Genomic DNA, 19,381 nt, shown 5'->3' on the forward strand with positions numbered 1-19,381 from the left:
GACGCCTGTTTTTCAGGAGCCCCATCACACTGTGAATACAAATCGTAAACAAACACTAAAAACCTGAAGTTATGCGCAGATTTTCTTTGATCTTCTTCTCCCTCATATTCCTGTTTATAACCCCGTTGGAGGTAACGGCACAATCCTGGTCCATTTCCGTAGACCCTTTTAGCGAGGTTATTATCAATCCTCATATAGAAGTCACTTTCCGCGAAGGTCCGGAAGAATCGGTTGTCGTGGAGTATATAAGCGAACCTATGGAGAAACTCCATGTGGAAGTCAAAAATAAAGTGCTTCACATGTACCTGGACGGAGCACGAATGGTTACCAAAACAGAAAAAGTAAAGGAAGACGGCCGAAAGGTTAAAAAACCGGTTTATGACGGTACAGTGGTAAAAGCTGTTGTCACTTATAAAAAAGCGGATAACTTCTCTTTGCGGGGCGACGAAAAAATCGTCTTCGAAAGTCCTTTGCATCTTGACAAACTCAAACTTCACATTTACGGAGCGTCCGAAATTTCCCTGAATGAGGCTACCGTGGAAGACCTCAGGGCCGTCATTTACGGAGCATGCCATTTTGAAATCCGTAAAGGTGATATTGCCGAACAAAAATTTACCACCTACGGAGAAAGTGAGATCCGTACGCTCGGAGCCCGGAACAAATCGACCCGGATCGTTGCTTACGGTGACAGCGATTTCGAATGCAGCGTATCCCAACGGCTTAAAGTTACTTCATACGGGGAAGCCACCGTTAAATACAAAGGAAATCCGGAAATACGAAAAGGAATTGTTATCGGAGATACCGAAATCACCGCTATTCCCTGATTTTCCGGGATATCGCATTCATTTTTAAAATATTCCTGAGACAACAGCATCCTTTTCCATAAAAAACAACGTTGGAATAAAAGAAAAACGAGCCATAAATTTGGTCGGCCCGATCAGGCTAAGTAATTTTAAACTCTAAAAATTCATATTATGAGAAAAGTAGCATTATTAACATTATCCGTTTTGTTCCTGTCTGTTTCCTGTAAAGACAAGGCCAAAAAAGACAAGGAAAATGTCATGGAAAAAGAACCGGCTCCCATGGAGACTAAAAAAGAAACTCCCAAAAAACTCACGGTGACCATGGAGCCTAAAAGTGATTCCAAAGTAAAAGGTACTGCGGTTTTCACTCAGAAAGACGGTAAAGTCACCATGACAGCTACCTTCGAAGGTATGGAGCCCGGCGAACACGCCATCCACCTGCACGAAAAAGCAGATTGTTCCGCTCCCGACGGTACTTCTACAGGAGGACACTGGAACCCTACATTTGAAAAACACGGTAAATGGGGAGATGCCGAAGGTTATCACAAAGGAGATATCGGAAACTTTAAAGCCGATAAAGATGGTAAAGGTTCTATCACCTTTTCTACGGACGAATGGTGTATCGACTGCGATGACAACACCAAGAATATCGTGGGCAAAGGGGTAATCGTACATCAGGGTGTAGACGATTTTACTTCGCAACCTTCCGGAGATGCCGGTGCACGAATAAGCTGCGGAGGTATTATCCAGTAATAAACCATTCACGTATACTATACAACGAGCTATCGGGCGGCCCGGGGCCATATATACATTATCCAAATATTACATTTATATGAACCCCTCCGCAACAGGTTGGATAGATAAGTTGAATACCCTTTTAGATAAATCCGGGGTTTTTCCTGTGCATGCTATCGTTCTTTACGATAAGCTCCGGGACTCCGGATTTATTTATGGTACCAATATTCGCCTGGCCTACCCGCTGGATATCGACAACAGGCTAACGGAAGAAGAGCTATCCAAAACCCATCTCTACATGGCACTGCTCAGTGCCCATTATACACATACCGGAAGCCTGGTTTACGAGGAAGCCATCCATACTGTCATCAGTTTTTATGCCCATATTGAGAAGCACAATGTGTCCTTTTTCCAAAAGTTTCTTAACGGAAGGAAAAATTCTACCAAACTGGAGAAGATCCTCGGCAATCGGATACAGTTCGATGAAAATATCCTCACCAAGAATTTCAACCGTATCCTCACGAATGTATTGCTCTATACCGACGTCCTCACTTACATACAATACCTCGGTGGAAATACAGATTGTGTCACGTATGCCGCAAAACTGGAGGCCTTTATTATCGATACCATGTACCGGGCACTGGAGATCAAACCCGGGAAAAACGAATTTGATATTCAGCTCGTCAGGCTCTTCGAAGCTTCCGCACGCTATGCCGGTACCGTAGGTAAAGAAGTTATCGTACCGGAAGAAGAAAAACGTATATTCTCTACTCCACTCGAAAAAAAGTACCTGATAGACCTGGCTTGTCTTACGATCTGGAATGACAAGGTTATCGACACCGAAGAAAAGCAATTTGTACTGGATTTCGGCCGCGACCTTCAGGTCGGCCGTAACGAAGTAGAACAGTCCGTAGAACTTGTCCGTTCGTTTTTCCGGATATATAAAGACGAAATCCTGCTGCTGAATTTTTCCAATCCGGTAAAACATTTTTACGACAACTCCACCAGAATGGTCAGCAATCTTATTCTGCGAAACAAAAAACGACTGATCCAGGAGTTATTACAAAGCCGGGAGCTGTTGGTGCTACTATCCAAATCTACGGTAAAAGAACTTACCAAAGAGGAGAAACAAAAAGTAAAGGTGCAACTTCTCGACATCTGTAAAACCATTCCTTCGCTGGCTATTTTTCTGTTGCCCGGAGGCGGCATTCTCCTGCCGTTGCTCATAAAATTTATTCCGCAACTGCTTCCTTCCGCTTTTAACGATAACAAAATAAACTGATTTCCCGAAAATCGCTCCGCAGTTTACATGTTATTTTTCTCAGCTTTTCCACAAAATGTGTCATTTCGCTACCTAAAGGGCCTTCCATGACCTTTATTTTACCGTAATACCGGGATTCTGAAACGTTATACCCCCCCCGGAACTCACGTATTTACTGATATTCACAAACCATTACACCCTTTTTTGCTGATTTCGTTATATTCGTTACAACTTTCTTTCATAAACAAAAAAAAATGTACTTTTAACGGCCATTGACATTACGGATGGATTCTTACCAATCTCCTTATGAATATGGGTGATTCTCTGTCCTTCTGGTATAAAATCAATTTAACCCAATATGAATTTTTCAACTGTAGACATCGTTATTTTTATCGGCTACCTGATTGTGCTGTGTGCTATCGGGCTCTGGCTCTCCTTCAAAGATAAACAGGAAGGAGCCGAAGATTACTTTCTGGCCAGTAAATCGCTCCCATGGTGGGCTGTAGGAGGCTCTCTTATCGCTTCAAACATTTCTGCGGAACAATTTATCGGGATGTCAGGTTCCGGTTACGTGGTAGGTATGGCCATAGCCTCATACGAACTCATGGCAGCACTGACCCTGATCATCGTAGCCAAGTTTTTCCTGCCGATTTTCATCAAAAAAGGAATTTATACCATGCCCCAGTTCCTGGAGGAACGCTTTGATAAGCGTGTACACACCGGGCTTGCCATTTTCTGGGTACTCCTTTTTGTATTCGTCAATATCACTTCCGTATTATACCTCGGGGCACTGGCCCTGAAAACCATTATGGGAATCGATATGGTCTACGGTATCATAGGACTTGTTATTTTCTCGTCTACCTTTTCCATTTTCGGCGGACTGAAAGCAGTGGTGTGGACCGATGTTATCCAGGTCGCCGTATTGATCTTCGGCGGATTGCTGGCCAGTGTCCTGGTACTGAATGCTATCGGAGGCAGTACCTGGGAAGGTTTTGCCACATTGCTGGAAAGAGCCCCGGAAAAATTTGATATGATCCTCGACAAAACCAATGAAGAATACAAAAACCTGCCGGGTATCAGCGTCCTTGTAGGTGGTTTATGGATTGCCAACCTGTATTACTGGGGTAACAACCAGTATATCATACAACGTGCCCTCGGCGCCAAAAGCCTTAAAGAAGCCCAAAAAGGAACAGCATTTGCAGCTTTCCTGAAAGTGTTATTACCGCTTATCGTCGTTATACCCGGAATTGCAGCCTTTGTCCTCGATGCCGACATCGCCAAACCCGACGAAGCCTATCCGTGGATACTGGACAATTACGTGCTTACCGGGTTTAAAGGCCTTGCGTTTGCCGCCCTGATCTCTGCTATCGGATCTTCCCTGAGCTCTATGGTAAACAGTACATCAACCATATTTACCATGGATATATACAAGCAAATGGACAAGACGGCCAGCAATAAAAAGATCGTTACCATAGGGCGTATCGTCTCCGCCTTATCACTCATTGTAGGTGGTATCGTTGCCCCATTGCTGGGCAATCTCGACCAGGCCTTCCAGTTTATACAGGAATACACCGGGTTTATCAGCCCCGGTGTAGTGGTTATTTTCCTCTTCGGAATGTTCTGGAAAAGGACTTCTGCCAATGCGGCTTTCTGGGTCGTACTCCTGTCTATTCCGCTCTCCGTTGCCCTGAAATACTTTACACCGGAAATACCGTTTATGAACCGTATGGGGCTGTGTTTCCTTATTCTTTCGGCCATTATTATCGGAATATCACTGATGGAAAACAAATCGGACGATAAAAAAGCGATTCATTTCGAAAAAGGACTCTTTAAAACCTCCCCGGTATTCAATATCTCCGCTATCCTCATCATGGGAATACTTGCGGTTATTTACACCATGTGGTGGTAAGAAAGACAGAAAATCAAAGCTAAAAACAACTATAAATTTATCCTTCGGGATAAACCGTATGACAACAGAAGCATTAACAACCAGAATACAATCCATATTCCGGGAGAAGCACGGCACTGCGCCCCTGATGGTACAATCTCCGGGCCGCATTAATATTATCGGGGAACATACCGACTACAATGACGGATTTGTGCTCCCCGGGGCTATTGACCGCTATATTATATGTGCTATCGCCAAAAATGACACCACAGATCAATGTTCCGTTTATGCTGCGGATATGGAGGAAGACTGTACATTCAGTCTCCACGATGTAAAACCTTCGGATAAAGGAAGCTGGAAAAACTATGTCCTGGGTGTGGTTGCCGAAATACGGAAAAAGGGAGAACAGCTCTCCGGTTTCGATATCGTATTCGGGGGCAATATTCCCAAAGGGTCCGGGCTTTCGTCTTCCGCCGCTTTGGAGAACAGTATTGCCTTTGGCCTGAACAGCCTTTTCGGGCTCGGTATGTCACGTAAAGAAATGATGTTGCTTTCACAAAAAGCCGAACACAATTTCGTAGGGGTACAATGTGGTATTATGGACCAGTTTGCCAGCATGCAGGGCCAGGAAGATCATGTCCTGCTGCTCGATTGCCGTACTCTCGATTTCCGACCGGTACAGATCGACCTGGGTGACTACGAGATCCTGCTTATTAATACCAACGTAAAGCACAGTCTTGCCGATTCTGCGTATAACGACCGCAGAAATGCCTGTGAAGCCGGGGTAAAAGCCCTCCGGACCGTGTTTCCGGAAATCAGGGCCCTCCGCGATGCCACCGAAGACCATCTCGACCGTATAAAAAACCAGATCCCGGAAGAAGTGTACACGCAGTGCCTCTATGTTATCCAGGAAAACAACCGGGTACAGCAAGCCATTGAAGCTATTGCTCAGCATAACATCGGGCAGTTGGGTGCCCTGCTTTTTGCCTCCCACAACGGGTTGCAACGCCAATACCAGGTAAGCTGTCCCGAACTGGACTTTCTCGTAGAAAAGGCACGCGAAAATCCTGCCATACAAGGAAGCCGGATGATGGGCGGAGGCTTCGGAGGATGTACGATAAATATCATTAAAAAAGGAGCGGCAGAGGCTTTCGTAGACTCCCTACGCGAAGAATATGTACGCACCTTCGACAAAGAGCCCGATACCTATAGTCTCGCCCTGACCAAAGGAACCGATGTACAGGCCTGACGGGAGATAGTCCCGGAGATGATAAAGGAAATCCCGATGCCGAAAAAGATTGATAGCAATGATAAAAGACCATATTTTATACTGGAATTTTGATCCGGTTATTTTCTGGATAACCGATAGTTTTCCTTTAAAATATTACGGACTTCTGTTTGTAACCGGACTTATGCTCGGCTATGTGGTCGTGCGAAGTATATACCGTAAAGAAGGTGTACCGGTCTCACAGCTCGATACCCTGCTGACCTATATAGTCATAGGTACCGTTGCCGGGGCCCGGCTCGGACATTGCCTGTTTTACGATCCCGGTTACTACCTGCAACATCCCCTCGAAATCGTACTCCCGATACAGGAAGTTGAAGGCTCTTACCGGTTTGTCGGATACCAGGGCCTTGCCAGTCACGGTGGTGCTATTGGTGTGCTCCTGGCCCTTATATACTATCACCGAAAATACAAGGTTCCGCTGTTATGGCTGCTGGACAGGATCGCTATAGCCATTCCTCTTACCGGTACCTGTATACGCCTCGGAAACTTTATGAATTCGGAAATATACGGCAAACCTACCCATAGCAACTGGGGTGTGGTTTTTATGAGGGACGACCTCATACCCCGTCATCCTACCCAACTGTACGAAGCCACGGCATACATCGCTATTTTTATACTTCTGGAGTTGTGCTACCGCAATAAAAAACTCAGACAACAAGGCGGCTTTATTTTCGGACTGTTCCTGATGACTTTATTTTCCGCACGTTTTCTCATCGAATTTTTCAAAGAAAACCAGGTCGGGTTCGAAGATGCCATGATCATCAATATGGGGCAGGTATTGAGCATTCCTTTTATCCTGTTGGGAATATTCTTTGTCCTAAAACACAAAATACTACAAACTAAAACGGTTCATACACCATGATTCAAAAAGATATTCTGCAAAACCAGTCTCACAAAAGATTCAACATACTTACCGGCGAGTGGATCCTGGTCTCCCCTCACCGCACCAAACGGCCCTGGCAGGGACAACAGGAAAAACAGGCCGGCGATAAACGTCCTTCTTATGATGAAAGCTGTTACCTGTGCCCCGGAAACGAACGTGCCAGTGGTGATAGCAATCCGCAATACACGGACACCTATGCTTTTACGAACGATTTTGCTGCCCTCCAGAGCAAATCGGATCCGTTTATCATCAACGACGGATTGCTTCGTGCGGAGAGCGAGCTGGGGACCTGCCGTGTTATCTGCTTTTCTCCGGACCATTCCAAAAGCCTGGCCCACATGGATACTTCAGGCATCGAAAACGTAGTGAACCTGTGGCAGGAAGAATTCCGTCAGCTCGGAAGCCGTGAAGATATCCGCTACGTACAGATCTTTGAGAACAAAGGTGCTGTTATGGGATGCAGTAACCCCCACCCGCACGGACAGATATGGGCACAGAGTTCCATACCCAACGAAGTCATCAAGAAAGATAAACGGCAGAAAGATTATTACGAAAACAACCAGAAGAGCCTCCTGTCCGATTACATTCACCAGGAACTGAGTAATAAGGAAAGACTGGTCTACGAAAACGGGCATTTTGTCGTGCTCATTCCGTTCTGGGCAGTATGGCCTTTTGAAACCATGATCATTCCCAAACGCCAGCAGGCTCATATCGGTCAGTTATCAGCCGAAGAAAAAACAGGTTTCGCAGATGCCATACGGTTTATCACAGCTACTTACGATAAACTCTTTGACTGTTCTTTCCCGTACTCGTCAGGCATCCATCAGGCGCCTACGGACGGAAAAGATTACGATCACTGGCACTGGCACATGAGCTTTTATCCACCCCTGCTCCGTTCTGCTACAGTAAAAAAATTTATGGTAGGATACGAAATGTTTGCCATGCCACAACGCGATATCACGGCCGAAAGTGCGGCACAGCGGTTACGCGAATTAGCCTAACCAGTTTTTAAAGTCCTTTACCCGTTCCCGGCTTACAATAATCTCCTGTCCGTTGTATTTGTGCAGTTTTAGTTGAAGCCGGGCATTGGTATAAGCCACAATCTCCCGGATCGCCGCTACATTCACATAATATTTCCGACTTACCCGGTAAAAAGTGTCAGGGTCCAGTTCGTTTTCGAGAGCATCCAGGGTAATATCCAACAGGTAATCCCGGCCTTCACAGGTGTGGAGGTATGTCCCTTTGTTTTCACTGTAAATACACTCTATATCTTCGACAGGTATCATTTTCAGCCGCTGTCCCACCTTCACCGTAAAACGCTTCTTATACGATCGTTCGAAAGGATTGACGAGCATTTTCCTGACGGCTTCGAAATCCAGATGCAACCCTGCGGACGGAATACGTTTACGGTATTTTTTAAGGGCCTCCTCCAGTTCTTCGTCATCTATAGGTTTGAGGAGATAGTCTATACTGTTGAGCTTAAAAGCCCGCAAGGCATATTCGTCATAGGCCGTGGTAAAAATCACCGCGCTCTTTACTTCTATGGTTTCGAAAATCTCGAAAGAGAGCCCGTCGGAAAGCTGAATATCGAGGAATATCAGATCGGGATGCTCGTTTTTACGAAACCAGTCCAGGGATTCTTCCACCGAATGTAACATGGTATCTACGGCGATTCCCGCTTTTTCCACCATACGCTGCAAACGTCTTGCCGCCGGTTTTTCGTCTTCTATAATAATTACTTTCATAAAATCCCTATAGTCTTGCGAATATACTCTATAATTATTCCCAGCGTTTCTCCTGCTGTTCTTGCTTTCTCATAAAACGTGCTATCTGCCTCTTCTCCCATTCTTTTCCCAAAAATAAATCAGGAATAAATACGGAAGCCCCATGCACGACGACTCCAAGCCCCCAGAAAACAGCGGTGGAAAATGTTCCGAAATTCCAGAAGTCCTCTCCTTTCTTTTCGGTTTCCAGCCAGATCATAACCAGCAGGAAGATATTAACCACGGCATACCAGAACAAATGTTTGTAAAAACTTTTTTCCTTCTCCAGCCGCTTCCGCGCCCGGAGGTATTTTTCCTCTTTTGTATACGTTTCCATAATTCGATGCTCCGATTAGTTATTAATATATTATTCCCAGCGTTGCTTGTCCTCCTCTGCCTGCATATATTCCTCTATTTTCCGTTTCTCCCATTGCGTCCCGAAAAAACCTTTGATCAGAAAGACATCCGCTGCGTGGAAAGCCAGCCCTACGCCCCATCCTATAGCGGGAAACAAACACCAGAGGTACCATCTGGATGTCCAGATATTAATAATAAACAGCAACAGGTTAACCAGGATATAAAAGAACAGGTGCCTGTAGAATTCTTTTTCGCGTTCCAGCCGTTTCTTGGCCCTGAGATATCTTTCTTCTTCGGTATCAGATTTTTGCATGATCTATTCTTATTTACCGATTAATGCCATTTCGTTGTTCCTTCGTCCTCGCTCATGTATTTACGGATCTTGCGTTGTTCCCAGCTCCTCCCAAAAAATCCCTGGTCCAGGAAGACCCGTGCCGCATGAAAAGCCAGCCCTATCCCCCATCCGAAAGCAGGGAACCAGAACCATTGAAAGCCCCAAGAGGTTCTGTAATTGATAAATATCAGAAAAGGGATCACAATACAGTACGACATCAGGTTCCAGTAGAACTCCTTGAGATCGTCCACCCGTTTCTTGGCGGCCAGGTACCGGTCGTCCATCGTTTCATTAACAGTTTTCATAATTTCTATTTGTTTGGTTAACATCGGTATTTTCACTTCAAAATATACATCCGTCTCGGCAATACGTACCTTTCGTTCGGTCAGCAGATCATATCGCTGGCTTATATTGGCCAGTCCCACCCCACTGCCTTTGCGGACCACTTGTTTGGTCTGTATGTTATTGCGCACCACCAGGTCGCCACCTTCTTCGTAAATACGGATGTGCAACGGATTTTTTGCAGTCACCGTATTGTGCTTCACCGCATTTTCCAGCAATAACTGCAGGGATAACGGTACGACCTTTGCTTCCGGATTTGAGGCCTTTTCCGGAATATCAAACGCTATACTTTCCTCGAATCTCATTTTCAGCAGCCCCACATAGACCCGGGCAAATTGCAGTTCTTCATCAACCGATACCAGTTCCTTGTTTTTCTGTTCCAGTACATAGCGATAGATCTTGGAAAGCGATGTGGTGAATTTCTGCGCAGATTCCGGTTTTTCATCGATCAGGCTGGTCAATACATTCAGACTGTTAAACAGAAAATGCGGGTCGAGCTGGTTTTTGAGCGCATCAAACTGCGCCGAAGCGGTGCCTGCAAGAATTTTCTGTTCCTTTACCCTTTTTTCCTGAGAGGTCCGGTAAAAATGAAAGGCGTGGAAAAACAGGGATATCAATAAGGTAATCACCGTAACCCCGAAATAAAACCCCATATTTTCCGTCCTCAGAAAAGTGTTCAGGTCGGCCTTGTCAAAATACATCCGGTGAATGACCCGTAGTATAAAAATGCAAGGCAGCGTAACGACCAGTGTACTGATCAGTCCTACGGAAAAATTATAGCCCTTTTGTCTTTTGGCATAGTATTCCCTGATGTATTTTACCAGGTAGGCATTGACAAACGTAAGCGGTATACCGTACAGGGCGTAATACCCGTATGACAACAGCATGTTACCCTGGAAAGCGGTAGAGAAGCCGGACAGTAACCTGTAGGTCTGATCCATTAAAAAAAGTATGGCACTAATCAGCGCTCCTGTAACTACCAGTCGTAAATATGCTTTCATTCGTTATTATTTGGTGTTTCTGTCTCCGTGTACTAAAATTACAATTTTCCGGATATCTCTGTAATCTATGCGCAAATTTCAGGTATCGGATGCGGTCTTCAAAAAACTTATATCCGAATTGTATAAATGTACGGATGAATTGTACCTTACCGAAGTATGAAAAAACTTTTATACAAAAAAGGTCGCCCCACGGGGCAACCTTTACTGTTTTTTACCCGGGATATCCGGGGATATTTTTTTACGAATTGAATGCTCTGAACAGCACGGTAGAGTTGTGTCCTCCGAAACCAAAAGCATTACTCATCGCTATTTTTACTTCTTTTTTCAATGCGGTATTGGTCACGATCCGGAGATTGGGGGGGATGGCTTCATCCAGGTTTTCTACGTTGATCGTAGGCGGGATAATACCGTGATTGATCGTCTGTATACACAATATCGCCTCTATGGCGGCGGCGGCTCCCAACAAATGTCCTGTCATGGATTTTGTACCACTGATATGAAGGTTTTTTGCGTTTCCGAAAGCTTTTTCCACAGCGCTCAATTCTGCGATATCCCCCAGGCCTGTGGATGTGGCATGCACATTGAGATAGTCTACTTCATCCGGCGATATTCCGGCTTCTTTCATGGTAAGCTGCATGGACCTTGCAGCCGCTATACCTTCCGGATGCGGTGATGTCATATGATAGGCATCGGCAGTCATGGCCGTACCTACAACTTCGGCATAGATCTTTGCTCCCCTTTGCTTTGCGTGTTCATATTCTTCGAGTACCAGGGCCCCTGCTCCTTCTCCCATCAGGAATCCGTCACGGTCTTTATCAAAAGGGCGGCTTGCCCTCTTGGGGTCATCATTACGCCTGGACATGGCTTTTAAAGCTGCAAATCCGCCTATGGATGCCGGGGTGATCCCCGCTTCCGAACCTCCGGTAATAAAGGCTTTGGCTTTTCCCAGCCTGATGTAATTATACGCATCCATGATGGCCGTATTCCCCGTCGCACAGGCAGAAACCGGCGTATAACTGATCCCCATAAGCCCAAACTTCATGGAAATCATTCCGGAAGGCATATTTACGAGGAATTTCGGGATAAAAAACGGGTTAAAGCGCGGTTGCTGGTCTCCTTTTACATAATTTTCCACTTCACCTTCAAAGGTTTCCATACCTCCCTGTCCGCTTCCCCAGATGACACCGACATCAAAAGGGTCCATCGCATCGATCTGTAAGCCGGAATCCTCCCAGGCCTGTGCCGCCGAGTAAAGACCGTATTGTGTAAACAGATCGCTCCTCTTAATCTCGTTCCTGTCCAGGTAGTTCCCGGGGGTAAATTCTTTCACCTCACAGGCTATCTGTGTTTTAAACGCAGAAGCATCAAAACGGGTGATCTTCGCAGCTCCGCTTTTTCCGGCAATACTGTTTTCCCAAAATTCTTTTACGGTGTTTCCCAAAGGTGTAACAGCCCCCAGTCCCGTAACAACAACTCTTGTCATGTTTATTACTGTTTCCTTACATTTACCGCGCAAAGGTAATGGCTCCGGGCGTAACTTTTGCACCTCTACAGCAAAAAGGTACATATAAATGTAAAGAACCGTGACCGGAAAAGGATACTATCCGGCCAGGATATATTCCGGAGAATCTGTATTCAAAGGACGTGTTTTCCGCTCCGGACCGGTATGGCAGAGCCATAAAAAAACGCGTTTTTTACAACGCGATTACAAAGCCACCTTTGGATTGCACAGTAACCTGCAATTCGCCTTTTTCGGAAACTTTAACTTCTTTACGGTAGGTCTCCCGATTTTTGGAATCGTTATAGAGGGTCACCTTTTTACCGGCCAGCATAGGCAGGTTCAGGGTGAGTTTTTTGGCTTTATCTTCGGCATTCACCCCCGCTACATACCATTTTTTATCATGCCGGCGGGCTATGATGCTGTATTTCCCGGGATAACCGTCAATAAAAACCGTGTCGTCCCATGTGACAGGTACACCTTTCAGAAAATCGAGCTCAAAATCCGGGACACCGGTAAGATTATCCGGTGTCAGGGCAAACATCTGTACCGGGTTCTGGAAAAGTACACTGGTAGCCAATTGGAACCCGTCCGTAGTCAGGCGTTTCTGTCCCTTTTCATTTCCCCTGTTGAGATAATCGTTCAGCATCACACCCCCAAATTCCATACTGCCCACAGTGTTTCGGATAAAAGGGTGAAGGGATGCATAAAAAGCCTCCTTCTCCCGGGTGTCCTGCACAAAGACAAGCATTTCGGAAGCCAGTACGGCTTCGCTACCTACGAAATTGGGATACATCCGCTCCCAACCCCGGGGAAGGGTACTTCCGTGAAAAATGATCATAAGTCCGTAATCGTTGGCATCGGAGAGGATATCTTCGTACAACCGCATGGTCTCTTGTTTGTCTCCGCCGAAAAAATCTACTTTAAGCCCTTTCACCCCGGCTTCTTTCAGCCACTTCATTTCCTTTTTCCGGGCTATGGAAGTATTCATCTTATTCATGGGAGTTTGCGGGGCATCGTTGAAGGTTCCGTTGGAATTGTACCACAAAAAGACTCCCACGCCTTTGGATGCGGCATAGTTGATGAGTTTTTTCATATAGTCATAGCCGATATCGCGATCCCACCAGGCATCGATGAGAATATATTCGAAATTCATAGCGGCGGCAAGATCTATATATTTTACCTGATCGTCGTAATTCATGCTGGCATCCTGCCATATTATCCAGCTCCATGTGCCCCGCCCGTACTTATAGTCTCTGGAAGGCTCGTAAAGGGGCTCTACGACATCAAAAGGTATGGTTGTCTCCACGATAGGTTTAAGAGTTTCTCCGAGTGTTATGGTTCTCCAGGGCGTTTCTCCGGGAAGTCCTAACTGTGCCCCGGTACTTCCGAAACCATTGTTCTGATCGGACGTAGGATAATCTACGGTGTATACCCCGTCCTGGTAAGCACTGAGGTGTGATGCCGGATACAGACTACGTACCCCGGTCTCCGAAACCAGGGCCCATCCGCGGTCGCCCATACGAAAAAGCCCTGGAAATACGTATCCCGTAGCAGAAGTATTTTGTTCCATCGGAGCATCCGGGGCATAACCGCTTTCATAGCTCGGGGCTGTTCTGCCGAATCCCGTCATGGATGTCATCATCGATGACAGAAAGGTTGTCGTCTCCGCAGGAAACCTGAAGCCTGTGGTCTCTTTTTCTATCACACAGACCCTGGTGCTTTCCCAGGCAGGAAGTTCATAGCGAAAAGCTATATCATTGGCACTCACCCGGAAAACCACAGACAATTCCCTGCCCGCCTTATTCTGCATGGTAAACCGCAGTGTATTGGCCTCATAAGTCACCTCCGATTTTTTGATCCTGTCCTGCCGGTACGTGTCTTTTATCTCCCCTGTTGCAGAAGAAATATAACGTAACCCGGAAGTAAAATCACCTTCATTGGTTACCAGTCCCAAGGGGGAATTTTCCAGGAATACCCGATCTTTGTAGATAACCCCGTAAAACGCTTCTCCATCGATTATGGTCAGCTTTACCCTGACCTGCCCGTCCGGGCTGGAAACTATAACTTCATTAGCCCTACAATTTACCGACCATAACAGCAGGCAACAGAAAACAGTAAATATTCTCATCGTATATTGATATATCAGGTTAGTATCGGAAAAATCCGGAAATTTTAGTATGTATATACAAGACGGGGACCTGCCCCCTGAATCTGCAATAGTACTATTTCCGGCACAAAACCGTTGTCCCTGCCGTTACATATCTGCTGCGTTATGTTACATAATATCCGTAGAGGGTATATTTCCGGCGGTTGCAACTGTAGAATCGGGTGTAACCGGGAGAAGCGAAGCATAAAGCAGAAATACCATCAGGATTTCCGGAGTGCTTTGATGAGTTCCTTTTTGTTCATTTTACTCCGTCCTTCTATACCTATTTTTTTGGCCTGCCCGTACAACTCCTCTTTGGTCCTCTCCTCATACGGAGAAGCTTCACCTCCTTTTTTTCCGGAATCAGGCGTATTGGCAATACGTGCAGCTTTGGATTTACTCATTCCTTCTTCACGAAGTTTTTCATATTTCTCGTCGTCTTTAATCTGGGGGCCGTGATCTCTTGTCATGATATTGTTTTTTACGATTCACCACTTAATTTAAGAAAAAACACCCGCCCGGCCATGTCCGAATCGCTGTTTAAGAAAACTTTATCGTACTCCTCCATGTAAGATCTTGTGACATATAATCATCAAACCGGGCATAACTCTCCTTTTAAAAACTATATGAGAAACAAAAAAAATCGGGATTTGTTAATTTTTTTTATTAATAACCCTTAACTTCGTAATTTATAAAAATTTTAATTTTTATTACATTGATCTGGCAGGCGGTTGTCAGCCATTTAAAATCTCATGCCATGAGTAAATCCATGACCCAACTTACAGCAAGCCTAATCTAACATACTTATTCAAATGCGAAAATCTTTCTTTGAGGAACTAAACAGCGGAATCGACAGCGGAGTAGCTTACAAAAACCTGAATCTTAAAAAGTCGATCATATCTTTTTTATCCAGGAATAAAAATGTGACCATTCCGGACCTCAGCAAAGAACTGAACCTCAGCGTTCCCAAAGTCACCAATATTATTAACGACCTTATCGAAGACGGCCTGGTCCGGGATAATGGCAAAATTACATCCAATGGTGGCAGGCGTCCCAGCATATACGGACTGGAACCGGAGTCCGGTTTTTTTCTCGGTATCGATGTGAAGAAAAACTACCTCAACCTGGGGATTATGGACTTTCAGAACAACATTATAAAGATCACCGAAAACCATCCTTACGAACTCAGTAATGATAAGGCTTCCCTTGACGAACTGTGTACGATTATCTCCCGTTTTATCGGTAAGCTTCCGATCCCCCGTGAAAAAATACTCGGTATAGGTATCAACCTTTCCGGAAGGGTCAATTACGCTACGGGATACAGCTATAGTTTCTTTAATTTCCAGGAAGATCCTTTGAGTAAGATCATCGAAAATTATATCGGGATCCCCGTCTATCTCGAAAACGATTCGAGGGCCATGGCTTATGGTGAATTCACGCACGGTATTGTTAAAGATGAAAAAAATGTGCTGTTCCTCAACCTGGATTACGGACTCGGTATGGGGATCATGATCGACCAGGAGATTTATTACGGCAAATCGGGGTTTGCCGGGGAATTCGGGCATATTCCTTTGTTTGACAATGATATTATCTGTAATTGTGGCAAAAAAGGCTGCCTGGAAACCGAAGCCTCCGGATGGGCACTTGTAGAAATGTTCAAGAAAGAAATACAAAACGGGACGACGACTGCCCTGGACAATGAGGCGGGTACGCCCATTATCCTGGAGAATATCATTAAAGCGGCCCTGAACGATGATGTCCTGGCTATCGAACTGGTCGCCAAAGTGGGGAGTCATCTCGGGAAGGCGATCTCCATACTCATTAATATATTCAATCCGGAACTGGTGATCCTCGGCGGTGCACTTGCCGAAACCGGCGACTATCTGCGCCTTCCTATCCTCAGCGCGATCAACAAATATTCGCTGAGTCGTGTGAACAGTGATACGGCTATTAAAATATCCAAACTCGGAAATAAGGTCGGGGTTATCGGCTCCTGCCTGCTCGTCCGTAACCGGCTCTTATCCATTTCGTAAAGCGGGGTTGACCTACCGTTCAGCCCGGGTCCACAGAAAGGCTGTCTATAGGAGGGCATGCAGCCACTGCTTTCCGCTGTATATCAAACTTCATAAACCCGTCGTGCATTATAGTTTGAAAGATGTCATCCAGAGCCCTGTCGAAGGATCTTTACGGACAGCAGGAGATGTTTCGACCATGCCCACCATGAGGTAAACAACGATTTTTATTCATAATGCACAGCGGGTTTCATAAATAGGCGGCATGGCAAACCCTGCCATAAGTACGACAGAGGTCTCATCAGACAGGAACAGCCATCTATCTCCTGCTAAGCGTATAACCCCGCGGGAAAACTACTCTCCTCTTCGACCGTCGGTGACTCACAGAGATTTTTTTATATAGTCCTACTATTTATTGCGGATAAGTAAAGGCAGGAGCTCCTTTTTCCAGATCGCATAGCCCGAAGGGTTCATGTGCAGACCGTCGCCGAGAAATATTTCCGGAAGGGGCTTACCGTTTTCATCCAGCATTCCGGGGACCACATCCACATAGTCCACATGTTTTTTTCGGCGGATATACCGGCGGATCATCGTATTGGCTTTTTGCATATCCTCAAACATAGCCCACCGGGCAATACTCGGTTTTATGGATACATAGATCAGGGGAGTATCCGGAAATTCATTGGTAAAGCGTTTGTAAAAAGCCTTGAACAATCGTTTTACGGTACGCGGAGACTTTCCCGCCGCGATATCGTTTTCCCCGGAGTACAGGACGACCTGGCCGGGCTGATATGGGGTAACAATATCATCAAAATAATACAGGGCATCGGACAATCTGGAGCCTCCGAACCCGCGGTTAATCACCCTGCGTTCCGGAAAATAGGTATCGAGTTCGTGCCATCCCCGTATCGAGGAACTCCCGGTAAAAACGATCAGCCCGGGTTCGGGGACCGTTACGGAATCTGCGTTCCGGAAGGCTTCTATTTCGTTGCGGAACAACCCGGGATTATCCGGTTTCTGCCCGTATGAAGTAATGACGTAGAACAACAGGCATACTATAGTGTATTGATATTTCATAAACGGTGATTTTTTTATTTACTTGAGTTGCATTAGAATGGTTTCCGGTATATCTGTGGTGATGGCATCTACCTTCAGCAGCTTCAGTTTTTTGGCTTCTTCCGGATCGTTTACCGTATAGGCCAACAGCTTTAATCCGGAATGATGTACTTTTTCTGCTATGGCTGCCGATATAAGCCTGTAATTCATGTTGAGGCCATCCAGGTTATTCTTTTTCGCCAGGGCAATCAATGTCTCCGGGGTATGGGTACTCAAATTTCCGATCAGCCAATATGCCGGTATATCGGGAAACACGGCTTTGGCTGCTACGATTGTCCTCTCGTAAAAACTGATAAGCACCAGGTTTTTCCCTTTGCCGTATTTACGGATATCTTTTTCCAGGAACGGCAGGACCTCCGGTCCTGTTTTCAGTTCGATAACCAGCGTTTTCTCCCGGGGAACCGCACGGATAACTTCCTTTAAAAAGGGAATGCGTTCCCCTTTGAACTGCTCGCCTTTCCAGGAACCTGCATCGAGTTTACGTAAGTCGCGGGCTTTTGTGCCGCTTACCGTGTAGTTGACACCGGTAGTTCTTTCCGAAGTGTGGTCGTGTATAACCATCAGTTTGTTATCGGCACTCCGGTGTATGTCGATCTCTACGGCATCTGCCCCGAGGGCAAATCCCAGTTTTACGGCAGCCACGGTATTTTCCGGGGCCCGGGCAGAAGCTCCCCGATGCGCAATGATGGTCTGTGCTCCCAAGGTTACGCTACAGAGCAGACAACCGCACAGCACTATTAGCTGCTTACAGCGCCTGTTTGATATTTTTGGATACATATTTTTTCTTTTCAATATTTACCAGAGAATTATATATGCAGAATAAGGCCCGCGGAACGTGGAAACACCCTTTCCACTTCCCGCCCTTGAGATCGAGATGCGGAAGTCCCTGACGATTCAGATATCCGAACCACTCCCCGTACTCCGGATCGCGGAAACGGTCCCAGCAGTAATCGTGAAGTTTATCGAACCATTCTTTGGCCTTTGTATTCCCTGTGAGTTCGTATGCTTTGATCATACAAACCATAGCTTCCAGATGGACCCACCACAGTTTCTGATCCCATTCCAGTTGCTGACACGGTTTTCCGTCCACATCCAGAAAATAAAAGATCCCTCCGTATTCTTTGTCCCAGCCGTATGCTATGGTTTCCAAAGCAATGGAAACAGCCTTCTCTATCAGGGCCGAATCCTTCTTTCGGAGCCCGAGGTCCATAATAAACCACATGGCCTCCAGCCCGTGACCGGGATTGATAAGTCTCCCCTCGAAAGTATCGCTGAGTTCCCCGTTTTTCTGTATGTTTTCAAACAGCAGCCCATGACCTTCATGGTAGAACTCCTCCATCACCTGACGAATGACCTCATCGATAAGCCTTTCCACTTCACCCGGTGGCATCAGGGCCTCCATTTCCAGGCTGATATTACTCAGTATCATGGGCAGTGAAAAATTGCGCAACGCTCTTCCTCCCGGAATGTTCTTTTCCCATTTTCCCTTGGGATGGTCCTGACGTTTCAGAATATTCCTGAACGTGTCTACGGCAATACGCTTATACCGCTCTTCCGGTTCTATTTTATAAAGTGCTGCAAAGGCCATAGCGGCAAAACAGTCGGAGAATATATTATAAGGCTGCACCAGCGGGTTACCTGCTCTGTCCAGGCTGAAAAACCAGTTTCCTTCGGCATCCCTGCCGTGCTTTTCTAAAAAATCCGCACCGTGTATCGCTGTTTTTTTCCAGGCGGCTACAGGTTCAAAACGATGGTACAGATGTGCAAACATCCATATTTCCCGGGCCTGAAGCCACATAAATTTATCGGTATCGAACACTTTCCCGTTCCGGGAAAGACAACTGAAATACCCGCCATACTCGTTATCTATACTGTATTTTTCCCAAAAGGGAATAACATTTTCAAATAATTCCTTCTTATATAATTCTGAAGTCGATTGCATAATCAAGGT

At 45.8% G+C, this 19,381-nt stretch carries 18 protein-coding genes; 8 read left to right on the forward strand and 10 right to left on the reverse strand.

All coding sequences use genetic code 11. From position 1 onward, the window contains the following. The first annotated feature begins 71 nt into the window (after window positions 1-71). The 7 genes from BT112_RS10940 to BT112_RS10970 all read left to right on the forward strand — a co-directional run bounded on the left by BT112_RS10940 (window position 72) and on the right by BT112_RS10970 (window position 7,859). Window positions 72-824: a GIN domain-containing protein gene (locus BT112_RS10940; protein WP_072317420.1), complete on the forward strand. Its 753-nt coding sequence runs from the start codon at window positions 72-74 to the stop codon at window positions 822-824. A 150-nt stretch (window positions 825-974) separates the two neighbouring features. Further along, a complete protein-coding gene (locus BT112_RS10945) occupies window positions 975-1,556 on the forward strand; it encodes a superoxide dismutase family protein (RefSeq protein ID WP_072317421.1) in 582 nt (193 codons plus the stop codon). A 79-nt stretch (window positions 1,557-1,635) separates the two neighbouring features. Then, window positions 1,636-2,820: an LETM1-related biofilm-associated protein gene (locus BT112_RS10950; RefSeq protein ID WP_072317422.1), complete on the forward strand. Its 1,185-nt coding sequence runs from the start codon at window positions 1,636-1,638 to the stop codon at window positions 2,818-2,820. A 337-nt stretch (window positions 2,821-3,157) separates the two neighbouring features. After that, the gene (locus BT112_RS10955) at window positions 3,158-4,708 is read left to right on the forward strand and encodes a sodium/sugar symporter (RefSeq protein ID WP_072317423.1); all 1,551 of its coding nucleotides are present in this window, start codon (window positions 3,158-3,160) and stop codon (window positions 4,706-4,708) included. Window positions 4,709-4,766: 58 nt separating this feature from the next. Beyond that, window positions 4,767-5,936: a galactokinase gene (galK, locus tag BT112_RS10960; protein ID WP_072317424.1), complete on the forward strand. Its 1,170-nt coding sequence runs from the start codon at window positions 4,767-4,769 to the stop codon at window positions 5,934-5,936. Window positions 5,937-5,997: 61 nt separating this feature from the next. Then, window positions 5,998-6,837 (forward strand): prolipoprotein diacylglyceryl transferase, encoded by an 840-nt coding sequence (gene lgt / locus BT112_RS10965; protein WP_072317539.1) that lies wholly within the window; start codon window positions 5,998-6,000, stop codon window positions 6,835-6,837. Continuing rightward, complete coding sequence (locus tag BT112_RS10970; protein ID WP_072317425.1) at window positions 6,834-7,859, forward strand: UDP-glucose--hexose-1-phosphate uridylyltransferase; 1,026 nt, start codon at window positions 6,834-6,836, stop codon at window positions 7,857-7,859. The genes lgt and BT112_RS10970 overlap by 4 nt, the downstream gene beginning before the upstream one ends. Here BT112_RS10970 and BT112_RS10975 read toward each other — a convergent pair. From BT112_RS10975 to BT112_RS11005, 7 genes are all read right to left on the reverse strand, one after another. Next, window positions 7,851-8,603, reverse strand: coding sequence for a LytR/AlgR family response regulator transcription factor (locus BT112_RS10975; protein ID WP_072317426.1), 753 nt, complete (start codon window positions 8,601-8,603; stop codon window positions 7,851-7,853). The two genes, BT112_RS10970 and BT112_RS10975, sit on opposite strands and share 9 nt — an antisense overlap. Before the next feature lie 34 nt (window positions 8,604-8,637). Next, window positions 8,638-8,958 (reverse strand): 2TM domain-containing protein, encoded by a 321-nt coding sequence (locus BT112_RS10980; RefSeq protein WP_072317427.1) that lies wholly within the window; start codon window positions 8,956-8,958, stop codon window positions 8,638-8,640. Between the two features lie 30 nt (window positions 8,959-8,988). Then, window positions 8,989-9,291, reverse strand: a complete 303-nt coding sequence (locus BT112_RS10985) for a 2TM domain-containing protein (RefSeq protein WP_072317428.1) — start codon at window positions 9,289-9,291, stop codon at window positions 8,989-8,991. 20 nt (window positions 9,292-9,311) lie between these two features. Continuing rightward, on the reverse strand, window positions 9,312-10,655 hold the full coding sequence (locus BT112_RS10990; protein ID WP_072317429.1) for a 2TM domain-containing protein: 1,344 nt from the start codon (window positions 10,653-10,655) through the stop codon (window positions 9,312-9,314). A 238-nt stretch (window positions 10,656-10,893) separates the two neighbouring features. Then, entirely contained in the window at window positions 10,894-12,138 is a 1,245-nt protein-coding gene (gene fabF / locus BT112_RS10995; protein WP_072317430.1) for a beta-ketoacyl-ACP synthase II, read from the reverse strand. Between the two features lie 211 nt (window positions 12,139-12,349). Continuing rightward, window positions 12,350-14,284 carry a glycoside hydrolase family 97 protein gene (locus tag BT112_RS11000; protein WP_072317431.1) on the reverse strand — a complete coding sequence of 645 codons (1,935 nt, stop codon included), beginning with the start codon at window positions 14,282-14,284 and terminating at the stop codon, window positions 12,350-12,352. 239 nt (window positions 14,285-14,523) lie between these two features. Next, the gene (locus BT112_RS11005; RefSeq protein ID WP_072317432.1) at window positions 14,524-14,772 is read right to left on the reverse strand and encodes a DUF7218 family protein; all 249 of its coding nucleotides are present in this window, start codon (window positions 14,770-14,772) and stop codon (window positions 14,524-14,526) included. Window positions 14,773-15,114: 342 nt separating this feature from the next. Here BT112_RS11005 and BT112_RS11010 point away from each other — a divergent pair, with 342 nt between their 5' ends. After that, window positions 15,115-16,335 (forward strand): ROK family transcriptional regulator, encoded by a 1,221-nt coding sequence (locus tag BT112_RS11010; protein ID WP_072317433.1) that lies wholly within the window; start codon window positions 15,115-15,117, stop codon window positions 16,333-16,335. Between the two features lie 387 nt (window positions 16,336-16,722). Here the strand turns inward: BT112_RS11010 and BT112_RS11015 are convergent, their stop codons facing one another. The 3 genes from BT112_RS11015 to BT112_RS11025 are packed head-to-tail and all read right to left on the reverse strand — an operon-like array spanning window position 16,723 to window position 19,372. Then, window positions 16,723-17,391: a GDSL-type esterase/lipase family protein gene (locus BT112_RS11015; protein ID WP_072317434.1), complete on the reverse strand. Its 669-nt coding sequence runs from the start codon at window positions 17,389-17,391 to the stop codon at window positions 16,723-16,725. An 18-nt stretch (window positions 17,392-17,409) separates the two neighbouring features. Further along, window positions 17,410-18,207 carry a glycerophosphodiester phosphodiesterase gene (locus tag BT112_RS11020; protein WP_083564883.1) on the reverse strand — a complete coding sequence of 266 codons (798 nt, stop codon included), beginning with the start codon at window positions 18,205-18,207 and terminating at the stop codon, window positions 17,410-17,412. After that, complete coding sequence (locus BT112_RS11025; RefSeq protein ID WP_072317436.1) at window positions 18,176-19,372, reverse strand: n-acyl-d-glucosamine 2-epimerase; 1,197 nt, start codon at window positions 19,370-19,372, stop codon at window positions 18,176-18,178. Before BT112_RS11025 ends, BT112_RS11020 begins: the two co-directional genes overlap by 32 nt. Window positions 19,373-19,381: the final 9 nt, after the last annotated feature.

It is taken from the genome of Sinomicrobium oceani (assembly GCF_900119185.1).
GTDB lineage: Bacteria > Bacteroidota > Bacteroidia > Flavobacteriales > Flavobacteriaceae > Sinomicrobium > Sinomicrobium oceani.